This is a genomic window from Alphaproteobacteria bacterium 33-17 (genome assembly GCA_001897445.1).
In the GTDB taxonomy this organism is placed as follows: Bacteria; Pseudomonadota; Alphaproteobacteria; order Rickettsiales; family 33-17; genus 33-17.
This window is the reverse complement of record MKSX01000022.1, coordinates 40,836-53,309: the sequence shown is the minus strand read 5'-3', so window position 1 is coordinate 53,309 and position 12,474 is coordinate 40,836. Positions and strand designations below refer to the sequence as shown.

The following is a 12,474-nucleotide window of genomic DNA, read 5'->3' as shown; positions in this document are numbered from 1 at the left end:
AAGCAAGATTTAATCTTTATACTCTAAAAACTTGTTTAAAGTATTATATAGCTGAATTTTAGAGACTGGTTTGCTAACAAATTCGTTCATTCCCGCTTTTAAACACTCATCAAGATCATCCTGCGTTGCTTTTGCTGTAATAGCAATTATTATGCTGTCTTTAAACTCAGGCTTTGCCCTAATTTCCCTTGTTGCTGTAAATCCGTCCATTTCTGGCATTTGGCAGTCCATAAGAATAAGATCAAATTTATCTCCGCAATTTAATCTGTCCAGCGCCTCGCGCCCATTATTAGCGATTACTGCAGTAATACCAAAGCTTTCTAACATTTTAACAATAACGATCTGATTTACCGAGTTATCTTCGGCTATTAAAACGTGACCCTTTAGTTTCTTGAATACTCTAACTTCGCTATTCTCTTTTTTACGCAAATCTTCAATATCTTTTTGGCTTGCCACAGGAAGAGGGGCAGTAAACGTAAAGGTCGATCCTACACCGTACTCACTTGAAACTGTAATATCACCGTCCATTATATTCGCAAGTTTTTTGGAAATTGAAAGCCCAAGTCCTGTGCCGCCATATTTCCTAGTTGTTGATAAATCTTCCTGTGTAAATTTTTCAAAAATGCGATTAAGGTAATCAGCTTTGATGCCAATTCCTGTATCTTTTATTTCAATTATCAAATTTAGAATTTTTTCATCTAAAATGGAAGGTGTTTGGCTGATATGAATCATCACATAACCCTGATGAGTAAATTTAATAGCATTATTTACTAGATTAAGGGTAATTTGTCTTATGCGGCTTACATCTCCGATTAGGTAATTTTGAACTTCTTTATCTACTTTAAATAATAAATCAATATTCTTTTGAGCTGCTTTAATTTTCATTACTTCGTGAAGGCTTTTAATAGAGTCGGTAACATCAAAAGGTATATTTTCAAGGTTTAACATGCCTGATTCAATTTTAGAAAGATCTAAAATGTCGTTAATAATTACCAGAAGGTCTTCACTTGAGTTTTTGATAAGCTTAATATAATCCATTTGAGAAGAATCTGTAATTTTTTCTTCAAGTAGTCCTACGCACCCCATAATCCCATTAATTGGAGTACGAATTTCATGAGACATATTAGCTAAAAACTCAGATTTAGCTTTATCTGCCAGATTTGCATGGTTTTTTGCTATCTCAAGTTCTTTATTAATGAGTTCAAGCTGGTGTATCTGCTCAACATTTGCAGTTAGATCATAGATAAAGAATATATAATGTATGTCTGTTTCGTTTTCTAAAACCTGGGATACACATAAATCAATTGATTTTTTATTGCCCAAAATATCATTTGCCTGACATTGAATTGTTTTGTCCAGTTTGGAAAGTATATAATTTACAGGAGAGGGCTGATTAATCACAATTAGGTCAAATATGCTTTTATCAAGAAAGCTATCACCTACGCCAAAGATTTTGACTGCGTAATTGTTATATTTGAATATTTTAAAATCTTTGTCGCAGAAAAATATAGAATTTGTAATATTTTCAATCACTTTAATATTTAAAAACTCGGACTGATCAACTTTATTAAGCATACTATTAAGGTTTTGAGTAAGATTTATAATCTCATTATTCATAGCCCTATTGTTATATACTGCTTTTACACCTTCAGAGCGTAAGTTGATAATATAGTTGATGTCATCAATCGGTTTAATTACTTCCTTATGGATAAGTATTATTATAAGAATAGCTAACACTATGCTAATAAATATGATAGCAAAAATAATGTAAACAGCCCAATTTTGCAGGTTGCTATCCAGCCAGTTATGCGTTTCAAAGTGGATAGCAATAGGATTAGTGTATTTTGTAAATTTTATAACAGTGAAATGTTTTTCGAGATTATTGCTTTTATCAATAACAGAATAAAACTTTGGTTTATCTTTGTGATAATATTCTGGTGAGTTTTCAAGTTTTTTAACATTATCCAGTATGTAATCTATCTCGTCATCTTCATGAATTCCTTCTGCGTGATTTTCTTCGGTAATGTTAAATATGGTTTTCTTTGTAACTGTATCAAAAACCACGAATTCGTTGCAATTTATATTATTTAGTAAGAAGCGTAGTTCATTTTTAAGTTTTTCTTTATTGCCAATCTCATTTTCGACTTTATGTATAATTATTTGATAAAGGCTTTCAAGCTTACTTTTAAGTTCAATCTGATAGTTTAAACTTAATTTTTCAATGAAAAAGAAGGAAAAGATTGCAGAAAAAAGCCACGGAATCATGATAATCGCAACAATCCTGGACTTTAAGGATGTAATCCGAAATATAGTTATATCATTTTTCCAGTTTAGCAGACCCATAAACCACACACCTTAAGCTACAGCACTCTAATTTGCATAGTGAAATTACAGTATTGGCATAAATATCAGATACTTAAAACATCAAATAACAATCAATGTGTATGCTGATAGAATGCCAAAACCGAAATAATTTAGCTTATTTATATACCTACTTTAGATTGTACATCTAAATGCATGTTGGGTTCAAGTTAATTTATTAACTTTTAAAAGGACTTGGTATAAATCTATATTATTCAGATGCATCCCTAGGTGTATTGCCAAGCATACTATCTAGTTCTGTCTGCTTACAAAGACCTAGTAATACAGGGTCTCTTGGTCTGATGTTATTAGCATTCCAGTGAGTTCTTTCTTTAACCGACTGAATAGTGCTTTTTGTTGTACCAATAAGCTTAACAATCTGTGTATCCTTAATTGTAGGATAGTTCTTGAGGAGCCATGCAATAGCGTCAGGTTTATCTTGTCTTCTTGCAACTGGTGTATATTTGGTACTTTTCTTGCGTTTTGCTTCAACGTGCTTAAGAGCTTTTTCAGATAAATGAAGCCTTGCGTTAGGGTTCTCTTCGCATTTCTTAATGTTTTCGGCAGTAAGCTGACTATTAGCAATAGGATCGAAACCTATAATTCCATTTGCTACTTCGCCATCTGCAATGCCCTGAACTTCAAGTGGGTGCATGCAGCAAAAATCAGCAATTTGATCAAATGTTAAAGATGTATTTTCTATAAGCCAAACAGCCGTTGCTTTAGGCATGAGTGGAGGCGTCTTGTTATTCATACTAAATTGTCCTCGATTTTTTTGGGTATAGAGTAAACTACTTCCCATTACTTTGTCAATTTGTTATATATGTTTTACAAGAATAATTTTATGGAAGTTTTATATGTCATTATGTTTATTGGATAATAGGGCGGTAATAAGTCTGGAAGGAAGGGATAAGTTACTGTTTTTAAATAATATTTTATCAAATGATATATCTGCTATCAGTGATAATAAGCTAATGTATGCTTTAATGTTAAGTCCGCAAGGTAAATACCTTAGTGACTTTTTTATACATGAAAATAATGATACTTTTTACCTTGATATTCCTAGTGATATCGCTGAAAACGTAACTAAAAAATTAAATGTTTACAAGTTAAGATCTGATGTGATTATTAAGCAAACTAATAAAAATGTATATTTTTCAGATACTTATATTGAAAATGCCTACGAAGATCCAAGGCTTAAAAATTTAGGTTTTAGGTTGTATGCTGAAGAGATTAAGGGCATAGAGTTTGGTTTTGATTACAAAAGTCATGCAATAAGTCATGTAATTCCAGAGCATGGGGCAGAATTACTGCCAGATAAAACATTTCCTTTGGAAGTTGGCATGGATCATATTAATGCTATAAATTTTAAGAAAGGATGTTATGTAGGTCAGGAGGTTACAGCGAGAACTAAATATCGGGGTGTAGTGAGAAAGGCTATGTATAACGTTTTGGCTGATTTTGATTTGAAAGATGGTGATATTATTCTCAACGGTCAAGCGCATGAAATTGGCAAAATCACTAAAAGTTTAAATAAAGCTGGCAATTCAATTATACGTGATGTAGAAACAGATATGTCTTTGCCAAATATTTTAGGTAAAGAAGTAAAGTTAAGTAAAGCGGCGTGGTATAAAGATGAGTGATGTTTTTGGGATGATTGGAGTAGTATTTGTTCTTGGTACATATTGTTTATTGCAATTTGGCAAGATGAAAGCAGAATCTTTAAATTACTCCCTAATAAACTTTTTAGGCGCTGCATGTATATTGTATTCTCTGACGTTTGAGTTTAATTTACCCTCATTTATTATTGAAATTGTATGGCTCATTATGAGTTTTTTTGGCATTTGTAAATATTTTTATTTAACAAAATACAAAAAACTTAATAAGATAAAATGAGTCCTAAGAGTTTAACTAATATGAAGTATTAAAAATGGCTGATGAGAAAGCACCCTTACCTAATCCTGCTGATGAAATTGAGAAGATTGCTGCTGGCGGTACAACCGAAACAGATGAAGAAAAGCAGAAGGCTGCTAAAGTTAGAAAAAAACGTCTTTTAATGGTAATAATTATTGCCGTTATTTTATTAGGTGGGGGAGGTGCAGCAGCCTTTATGCTTCTTGGTAAGAAAAAAGAAGATAAGAAAGAAGTAGAAAAAGCAGCGGTCGCAGTTCATACCAGTATTTATATTGATCTTGAAGATTTTATTGTTAATTTATCTGCATCAGCTTCACAGCCAAGGTTTTTAAAATTAGTAGTTTCAGTAGAAGTTGGTAGCGAACCTGATAAAAATCAGGTTATTGCAAATATGCCTAAAGTCAGAGATGCTTTTCAGGTTTATTTAAGGGAACTAAAACCAGAAGACTTGCAAGGTTCACAATCATTGTTTAGACTACGTGAAGAGCTATTATTTAGACTCAATAAATTATTATACCCAGTTGTAGTAAAAGACATATTTTTTAACGAGGTCATAGTACAGTAACTATGGACGAAGATAAAGACAAACAGGATCAGGAAAAAGGAAAATTTGCGGAACAGACTGTAGCAGACTGGGAAGCAATGGTATCCAAAGACGAAAAAAAAGAAGATGCGGCAAAAGAAGGTGCTAGCGAAGAAGATATGATGGCTCAGTGGGAGGCCATGTCATCTGGTGATGAAGCACCAAAAACCCTAAACCAAAATGAAATTGACGCCTTATTAGGTGTTGCGTCTCAGAAAAATGATCACCCAAACCGCGGTATAAGGGCGCTAATTGAAAGTGCCATGAAATCATATCAAAAACTTCCAATGCTTGAAGTTGTATTTGATAGATATACCAGACTTGTATCAACAAATCTAAGAAGCTTAACATCTGAGAACGTCGACGTAGATGTTCGTAATATATCATCATTACGTTTTAGTGATTACATCAATGCTGTAGCAATGCCTGCGTTACTAGGGATCTTTAGAGTGATCGAGTGGGATAACTTTGGTATGGTAAATATCAGCGGTGATTTGGTATATGCTTTATTAGATGTATTATTTGGTGGAAGGAAGGTTATTAAAGCAACCCGTTTTAATGGCAAGCCATACACCAATATTGAACAAAATGTTGTACGTCAGTTTTGTGATCTTTTGCTAAACGATTTAGGTATAGCTTTTGAGCCACTTAGTCCTTCAACCTTTTTATTTGAAAGGTTAGAAACAAATCCAAGATTTGCAACAATTGCTCGTCCAGGGGATGCCGTTATATTAATTGAGCTTGATATTAATATTGAAGACAAGGGCGGTAAACTCGAAATATTACTTCCATATGCAACACTTGAGCCAATTAGAGAGCTTTTAACTCAGGTATTCCTTGGTGAAAAATTCGGTAAAGACAGTACATGGGAGCATCATATTTCAAAAGAGCTTATGAACACAACCATTACTCTGGATGCGGTTCTTGCTGAAAAAGAAACCAAATTTGAAAATATACTAAAGCTTGACATAGGGCATACAATAATACTAGATTGTGCGCCAGGGGATGACGTAATTTTGAGTTGTGCAAACATAAAGTTATTTGCGGGCAAACTAGGTAGTTTTGAAGATAACATTGCTGTTAGCGTAGAGCGACCTGTTCATAAAAAACTAGTAGAGATGATGGAATGATAGCTATAGATTTAATAATTGCAGTGCTTTTACTTGTTACTATTTGGTACTGTTTTAGACTTAATTCTAAAATTGTAGAACTCCAAAGAGGTAAAAAAGATTTAGCTATTCTTTTTAAATATTTTGACAATGCTATTAAAAGGGCGGAAGAGGCGCTAGAGTCATTAAAACATAGTACTTCTAAAACCAGCCATACTATTGATGCTAAAGTTCAGGAATCTAAAACTATGATTGATGAAATGGCATTTTTTATTGAAAAATCTAATAAAACTTTAAAACATTTAGAAGATATTCAGGCGAAAATATCCTTAAAAGAGCATATAATTCAGCAAGACACTGCTGCTGCGGTACGTCATAATAATAACTTTTACACACAACCTTCAAATGATTATAAGCCCCAAGAGCAACTTAAAAAGCCTATTATAACTTCACCTTCAACAGTAATATATGGTAGTAAGCCTGCTGTCCCACAGCCACAGGAAGCCGAAGATAAGCAAGATAGTAAAAAACTGGCTATCGAAAGTTTGTTAGAAAAAATAGCTGAAATTCAAAAGAGATCTCGCGGAAATGCCAGCTAATACTTGTGCAATTATTGTTGCTGGAGGAAAGGGTATAAGATTTGATCCAAGTCTTCCTAAGCAATATTATAAACTTGGAGTATCAAGTATAATTGAGCAAACTATTAATAAATTTGCCAAGTTGGTGAATAGAATAATTGTTATAGTGTCTCCAGATGACAAATATATCGACAAGTATGAGTTTTTACCAAGCGTAATTGTCGCTAAAATCGGTGGTCAAACGCGGTTTGACAGTTCTAAAAATGCACTTAAATTTATAAGAGAAAACCTGCCATGGTGTGAAAAGGTTTTAATTCATGATGCATGTAGACCTTATGTATCCGAAGACCTGATCAGAAACTCCATTCACACACTTGACAACCATGAGGGAGTACTGCCTGTTGTTGACCTTATTGATTCATTAAAGCAAGTACAGGAAGGATTTGTCCAAAGCAATTTAAATAGAGAAGAATTTAAGCTTGCTCAAACTCCGCAGAGCTTTATTTTTAGTAAAATTTGGAGCGCTTATAATAAAACGCAGTATTCCGATTTTACAGATGACGTTGGTGTGTTCGCAAGTCAGGGCGGCAAAATAAAGATTATTCCCGGGGAAAAAACTAATATTAAAATTACAAGTAAGGATGATATAAAAATAATGAGTGAAATGAGAGTTGGTTTTGGTATAGATGTACATTCATTTGAAGAGGGTAATGGCATTATGCTGGGTGGTATTATGGTTCCATGTCAGTATGGTGTGAAAGCGCATTCTGATGGTGATGTGCTGCTTCATTCTTTATGTGATGCAATATTAGGTGCATGTGGGCTTGGTGATATTGGTGTTTTCTTTCCGCCAACAGAACCTGAATGGAAAGATATGGCGTCAAAAGTATTTGTTAAAGAGTGTATAAACAAAATGCAGGAAATGGGTGGTCAAATTGTAAACATTGACTTAACATTGATGGCAGAAATACCTAAAATTAAAGATGTGCGTGATGATATAGTAGCAAATATTGCAGAAATTTGTGGCATTTCAAAAGAAAAAGTAAATTTAAAAGGTACTACTACTGAAAAGCTTGGCTTCTTAGGAAGAGAAGAGGGGGTAGCTGCTAACTGTGTTGTAATGGTAAATTTCATAAACGGAGCGCCAATTGTTTGATTATAATAAGCTATTTGCTACATTTTTTTATTCTGGTTGTTCAAAAAAAGCTCCTGGTACAGCTGGTTCTATTGCGGCGCTTCCATTTGTTTTTTTAGTCAATTATTTGATTTTAAAACTTCATGATTTCAATGGATTTAAGGAAATTAATGATTTTTTCCATTTATTAGGTGTGCATTTTATTCTATGTGGAATATTGTTTGCAGCAGGAAGCTGTAGCGCAGATAAATATGCCAAGGATGTCGGAAAAGATGACCCTAAAGAAGTAGTGATTGATGAAGTTGTAGGTATGTGGCTTACTCTTATAATATGCGCACCTGGCGCAATAGCAATTGTTGATCAAATTCATAGTGCAATATTATTAGTATTCATTTTTTTATTATTTAGAATGTTTGATGCTATTAAACCATGGCCTATATCATGGCTTGACCGAAACATAAAAGGCGGTATTGGAATTATGGTTGACGATATTGCAGCCGCATTCTTTGCAAGTCTTATGTTTTATTCTGTTTGGTTTGCATTTGCAGATTACTGGAAAGCATAATTAATTATATGAGAATATTTTCGTGGAATATCAACTCTATACGCATTAGAGGGGATTTAATTAGATACATTTTTGAAAAGTATAATCCTGATATTATAGTCTTGCAGGAAACTAAAGTCAAAAATGAAGAGTTTCCATTGCAAATATTTACTGATAATGGATATAAGTATAATTTTATAAACGGTGATAGTCATTATAGCGGTGTTGCTATCTTATCGAAAATACCTGGCAAAATACTTCCGTATAAAAATTTTGTAGGACTGCCATCCAGGGATATAGCGGTTAGTTTTGATAATTTTGAACTGCACAATTTATACGTACCTGCGGGCGGATATGAGGCATCGCTTGAGCTTACTAAGTTTGCTCAGAAAATTGAGTATTTTAAAGAGCTAATAAAATGGTCGAAAGATTATCATTTAGCTAATCAGTCTGCGATTATTCTGGGAGATATTAATATAGCACCAGAAGAAAATGATGTATGGTCGCATAAGCAATTACTTACAGAAGTTAGTCATACGCCACTTGAGACATGTCTTATGAAGGAATGGATTAATGATAATAATCTTGAAGATATAATGCGTAAATTTGTAGGTGATGGCAAAGTTTACAGCTGGTGGAGTTATCGTAACAAGGACTATAAAAAATCAAACAGGGGCAGAAGGCTTGATCATGCTTTTGCATCTGGCGGAATCACAAATAATGTTACATCAAGTGAGTATTTACATTATTTCAGGGATTTTGCCAAGACTTCTGATCATGTACCACTTATTATTGATTTAAAAGGGGTAAGTTCATAAGCTGTTTTGAACTTACTACCCATTTTTAAGCTAGTGACGCCTACGCATTTTTATCGATTAATTAAACAATTTTCTTGAGTAAGTTTCTTTTATCAATAATTAAATGTTTTAAAAATCCAGCCACATGAAGTGCTATAAAGAACATAAGCGCATATGTTGAAATATCATGCATTTGACCAAATATTTTTCCAATTTCTGGGTTGTGTGAGTATATATTTGGTACTGTATATCCAAAAATACTAACAGGATAACCTGATAAACTTGAAGCGCTATAACCTGAAAATGGTGCTACAAACATAAGTACATATAGTACAAAGTAGTTAGCTTTAGATAACTTAATTTCCCATGCCTTACCTTCTGGAGCTGGTACATTACTTTTCATTCTATTAATAAATCTGATTATAAATAAAAATAATGCTATCATTCCAAGGGATTTATGGATTGCGTAAACTTCCCATTTAGGGTCGCCATCAGGCATACCTGTCATGTAAAGACCAAGTGCTAAAATAGCTATAATTAAAACGCCAACTAGCCAGTGCATTATACGCATAGATGCATTATATTTTTCCATAAATTCCCTCGTAAAAATTTTATAAACAATTGATTACTAAAGATATTCTAAGTGCAGCTATTAATTAAGTAAACTTAAAATTTTCTCTTTAGCATCCTGAATTGCTTCTAAGGTAATTTCATGACCTGCGTAAGGCATTTTATGTGATGATACCTTCACGCCTAATTCTTTAAGTTTTACTTCTGCTTCATTCATGCATGCAAAAGGTACAACATCATCATAATCACCGTGATATAAAGCTACAGTAGGTTTAGATTTAATCTCATCAGCAAGGTTGCTAGCTCCAATTAATCTACCTGAAAAACCTATAACGCCTGCAATTGCTTCGTCTCTTCTGAGTGCTGTATAAAGTGACATCATTGAGCCTTGTGAAAAACCAAATAATATAACTTTTGAAGCGGGAAGGTCAAAGCGTACCATAATATGGTCTAAAAATTCATTAAGTTTATCAGCTGCTTTAGAAGCGAGCCTATCTATAACTTCAGGAGTTCTGTCCATAAGGCTAAACCACTGATAACCATCTGCCATATCATATTCAAATGGTTCTATTGCATTAGGTGACAAAAACTGAGTGTTTGGCATTTCGCGTGCTAAGAATTTTGCTATATCAATAAGATTATAGCCGTTTGAGCCATATCCATGTAAAAATATTACTATTGAATCTGGTTTAATGCCTGATATCGGCGGGACTTCTGGTCCATTGATCATTTCTTTTACCCATTGCATAATTCATCATAAACGCCTTAAGTATAGAAATCTTATTAATACTGGCAAGTCCTATTTTACGCATTAATGTAAATGGTGGGAAGTTTACTTTAAAAACTTTATCAATAATATCAGTGATATAAATCATAGACATGTCATCGAACTTAATTGAGGTGTGATATTTTTCAGTAACAGAGGCAGACCCAATATCCATGCCTAAGTTAGAAGCCTCTTTTATAATATCGATAAGTATATCGCAGTCTAAAAGCGATAAGTTAAGCCCTTGACCTGCAATTGGGTGAATGCTGTGAAGGCTGTCACCTGCAAGTACAAAGCGTGTTATACTACTTTTCTTAGCATATTTTAAAGTAAGTGGGTAGCAATATGGAACTGTTATAATTTCATTTTCACCCAAACAATCTCCCATTTTTTGCATGAAAAATTCTTTTATCAGGCTAATATCTTGTTTCACAATTGCTTTTGCAGTTTCGGGTTTCTCCATCCATACGATACCAGATACATTTGGGTCATTCATAGGAAGTACTGCAAAAGCACCGCTTGGATAAAACTTTTCCCATGCAGTACTTAGGTGAGGTTTTTCGTGCCTTATTTTGAATACTATAGCGGTTTCACCATAGTCTTTATCTTTAACTTCAAAGCCAAAATGCTCCCTTGTTTTTGAGAACTTGCCATCGGCAATAATACCCAAGTCGGCTTCAATGGTATGATTTTCAGTAATTACAATGGCTTTGCAATCTGTATATTGAGCATCTTTTACTTCTTCGTTAATAAAGGTGATATTTTTATTTTCACTTACCATTTTATTAACAGTATGGATAAGTAGCGTATTATCTACCATATAGCCAAGCGGGCTGCAGCTAACATCTTTGCTATTAAAGTGTAAATATAGAGGAGAATCGTTATCTGTAATACGTATTTGTTCAATCTTTCCAACTTGATCAGATATTTTATCCCATACTTCGTATTTGATTAATCTTGCATGAACTTCGGCAGCGATCGCAATAGTTCTATGGTCAAAGCTTGGGTTAAAATCCAGCATTAATGGTCTTTTGTCAATAATACTTATTTTTAGCCCTAATTTGGCAAGCTCGAGCGCTAAAATACTACCCACAACCCCAGCGCCAATTATAACCACAGATGATTTATTACTCATATGAAAACCTATTATTTTCTATCAAATTAATACTTTTTGATAATAAAAACAATAGCATAAATTGTGTGTTGTTATTTATTTTAATAAAAGTTAATAATGTTGACTTTTGTTAAATTTTGGTTATTATGCATTTCAATCTTAACTTACTTATAATGTGAATTTTACAATGAAAGCTATAAACTTATTAAATAAAAGTTGCTTAGCTGCGTCTGAGACTATCGAAACGCTAGCTATAATCAAAAGTATGGATAAATCAGAGTTATTAACATTATATCTTCAAGATGATTCTGGTATTAAGCAATCAATTCTTCATATCGCTGCCAAAAATGGTCATATATACTTTGTAAGGTATTTGCATGAAGTAAAGGGCTTAAGTATAAATTTACAGAATACTTATAATGCTACTCCACTACATATAGCAGCTGAATACGATCAAATAGACGTCGTAAAATATTTAGTTAAAAAAGGCACTAACCCAAATTTACTTGATAAAAGTAATCGTTCACCTCTTCAAATTGCAACATTTAGTGGTTTTTTAGATATAGCTATATTTTTATGGCCTTATACATCTTTCAAAATGAAAGATGATTTGCTTAGTATAAATTTTAAAGCAAAATCATCAAAGTCGTCTAGATTAGAGCCAGAGGTTTTAGGAATAATGAGGTGGCAGGAAAATGAATTCTATAATAAATGGCTTTCTCTTCAGTTTGAGCTAGATCAATTAACAAAATTAAATTTTCATGAAGTATTGATGTCATTGAAGCAAAAGAATATAAGTGCAGATAGGGCAAGAGAGTTCATATTAAGCTTTGGTTTGACTCTTATAGCTCAAAATAAAGCTGAATACACATTAATAAAACCAGAAGAGATTTATCTGTTAAATAGCCAGCGCTGTAAACAGGATAAAAAACGCAAGGCTGAAGAAGTGGGAATAGATGAAAGTCCTGACAATACTAAACGACAAAAGATAAAGGAGTAACAA

Annotated in this window: 14 protein-coding genes; 9 read left to right on the top strand and 5 right to left on the bottom strand. The window is 33.2% G+C overall.

What is annotated here, in order from left to right:
* Positions 1 to 9: 9 nt before the first annotated feature.
* Positions 10 to 2,343, bottom strand: a complete 2,334-nt coding sequence (locus tag BGO27_04815) for a hypothetical protein (protein ID OJV13510.1) — start codon at positions 2,341 to 2,343, stop codon at positions 10 to 12.
* 229 nt (positions 2,344 to 2,572) lie between these two features.
* The gene (locus BGO27_04810; protein OJV13509.1) at positions 2,573 to 3,115 is read right to left on the bottom strand and encodes a cytoplasmic protein; all 543 of its coding nucleotides are present in this window, start codon (positions 3,113 to 3,115) and stop codon (positions 2,573 to 2,575) included.
* A gap of 103 nt (positions 3,116 to 3,218) precedes the next feature.
* Between BGO27_04810 and BGO27_04805 the strand changes: the two genes are divergently transcribed.
* From BGO27_04805 to BGO27_04770, 8 genes are all read left to right on the top strand, one after another.
* A complete protein-coding gene (locus BGO27_04805; protein ID OJV13508.1) occupies positions 3,219 to 4,004 on the top strand; it encodes a hypothetical protein in 786 nt (261 codons plus the stop codon).
* Positions 3,997 to 4,257 carry a hypothetical protein gene (locus BGO27_04800; GenBank protein OJV13507.1) on the top strand — a complete coding sequence of 87 codons (261 nt, stop codon included), beginning with the start codon at positions 3,997 to 3,999 and terminating at the stop codon, positions 4,255 to 4,257. Before BGO27_04805 ends, BGO27_04800 begins: the two co-directional genes overlap by 8 nt.
* Positions 4,258 to 4,342: 85 nt before the next feature.
* On the top strand, positions 4,343 to 4,840 hold the full coding sequence (locus tag BGO27_04795) for a hypothetical protein (protein OJV13536.1): 498 nt from the start codon (positions 4,343 to 4,345) through the stop codon (positions 4,838 to 4,840).
* A 2-nt stretch (positions 4,841 to 4,842) separates the two neighbouring features.
* A complete protein-coding gene (locus BGO27_04790; protein OJV13506.1) occupies positions 4,843 to 5,988 on the top strand; it encodes a flagellar motor switch protein FliM in 1,146 nt (381 codons plus the stop codon).
* A complete protein-coding gene (locus BGO27_04785; protein ID OJV13505.1) occupies positions 5,985 to 6,566 on the top strand; it encodes a hypothetical protein in 582 nt (193 codons plus the stop codon). The genes BGO27_04790 and BGO27_04785 overlap by 4 nt, the downstream gene beginning before the upstream one ends.
* Complete coding sequence (locus BGO27_04780; GenBank protein OJV13504.1) at positions 6,556 to 7,701, top strand: 2-C-methyl-D-erythritol 2,4-cyclodiphosphate synthase; 1,146 nt, start codon at positions 6,556 to 6,558, stop codon at positions 7,699 to 7,701. The genes BGO27_04785 and BGO27_04780 overlap by 11 nt, the downstream gene beginning before the upstream one ends.
* Entirely contained in the window at positions 7,694 to 8,245 is a 552-nt protein-coding gene (locus BGO27_04775; protein OJV13503.1) for a hypothetical protein, read from the top strand. The genes BGO27_04780 and BGO27_04775 overlap by 8 nt, the downstream gene beginning before the upstream one ends.
* An 8-nt stretch (positions 8,246 to 8,253) precedes the next feature.
* Positions 8,254 to 9,042, top strand: a complete 789-nt coding sequence (locus tag BGO27_04770) for a hypothetical protein (protein OJV13502.1) — start codon at positions 8,254 to 8,256, stop codon at positions 9,040 to 9,042.
* A gap of 61 nt (positions 9,043 to 9,103) precedes the next feature.
* Here the strand turns inward: BGO27_04770 and BGO27_04765 are convergent, their stop codons facing one another.
* The 3 genes from BGO27_04765 to BGO27_04755 are packed head-to-tail and all read right to left on the bottom strand — an operon-like array spanning position 9,104 to position 11,492.
* Positions 9,104 to 9,613 (bottom strand): hypothetical protein, encoded by a 510-nt coding sequence (locus tag BGO27_04765; protein ID OJV13501.1) that lies wholly within the window; start codon positions 9,611 to 9,613, stop codon positions 9,104 to 9,106.
* A gap of 60 nt (positions 9,614 to 9,673) precedes the next feature.
* Positions 9,674 to 10,321 (bottom strand): hypothetical protein, encoded by a 648-nt coding sequence (locus BGO27_04760; GenBank protein OJV13500.1) that lies wholly within the window; start codon positions 10,319 to 10,321, stop codon positions 9,674 to 9,676.
* Positions 10,281 to 11,492, bottom strand: coding sequence for a hypothetical protein (locus tag BGO27_04755; protein ID OJV13499.1), 1,212 nt, complete (start codon positions 11,490 to 11,492; stop codon positions 10,281 to 10,283). The genes BGO27_04760 and BGO27_04755 overlap by 41 nt, the downstream gene beginning before the upstream one ends.
* A 154-nt stretch (positions 11,493 to 11,646) precedes the next feature.
* On the opposite strand from BGO27_04755, the gene BGO27_04750 reads away from it, so the two are divergent.
* Complete coding sequence (locus BGO27_04750; protein OJV13498.1) at positions 11,647 to 12,471, top strand: hypothetical protein; 825 nt, start codon at positions 11,647 to 11,649, stop codon at positions 12,469 to 12,471.
* The last annotated feature ends 3 nt before the right edge of the window (positions 12,472 to 12,474 follow it).

Excerpts from the sequence above, each read along its gene's own strand:
- BGO27_04815 (OJV13510.1), bottom strand. The coding sequence starts at position 2,343 with ATGGGTCTGCTAAACTGGAAAAATGATATAACTATATTTCGGATTACA.
- BGO27_04810 (OJV13509.1), bottom strand. The coding sequence starts at position 3,115 with ATGAATAACAAGACGCCTCCACTCATGCCTAAAGCAACGGCTGTTTGG.
- BGO27_04805 (OJV13508.1), top strand. The coding sequence starts at position 3,219 with ATGTCATTATGTTTATTGGATAATAGGGCGGTAATAAGTCTGGAAGGA.
- BGO27_04800 (OJV13507.1), top strand. The coding sequence starts at position 3,997 with ATGAGTGATGTTTTTGGGATGATTGGAGTAGTATTTGTTCTTGGTACA.
- BGO27_04790 (OJV13506.1), top strand. The coding sequence starts at position 4,843 with ATGGACGAAGATAAAGACAAACAGGATCAGGAAAAAGGAAAATTTGCG.
- BGO27_04785 (OJV13505.1), top strand. The coding sequence starts at position 5,985 with ATGATAGCTATAGATTTAATAATTGCAGTGCTTTTACTTGTTACTATT.
- BGO27_04780 (OJV13504.1), top strand. The coding sequence starts at position 6,556 with ATGCCAGCTAATACTTGTGCAATTATTGTTGCTGGAGGAAAGGGTATA.
- BGO27_04770 (OJV13502.1), top strand. The coding sequence starts at position 8,254 with ATGAGAATATTTTCGTGGAATATCAACTCTATACGCATTAGAGGGGAT.
- BGO27_04765 (OJV13501.1), bottom strand. The coding sequence starts at position 9,613 with ATGGAAAAATATAATGCATCTATGCGTATAATGCACTGGCTAGTTGGC.
- BGO27_04760 (OJV13500.1), bottom strand. The coding sequence starts at position 10,321 with ATGATCAATGGACCAGAAGTCCCGCCGATATCAGGCATTAAACCAGAT.
- BGO27_04755 (OJV13499.1), bottom strand. The coding sequence starts at position 11,492 with ATGAGTAATAAATCATCTGTGGTTATAATTGGCGCTGGGGTTGTGGGT.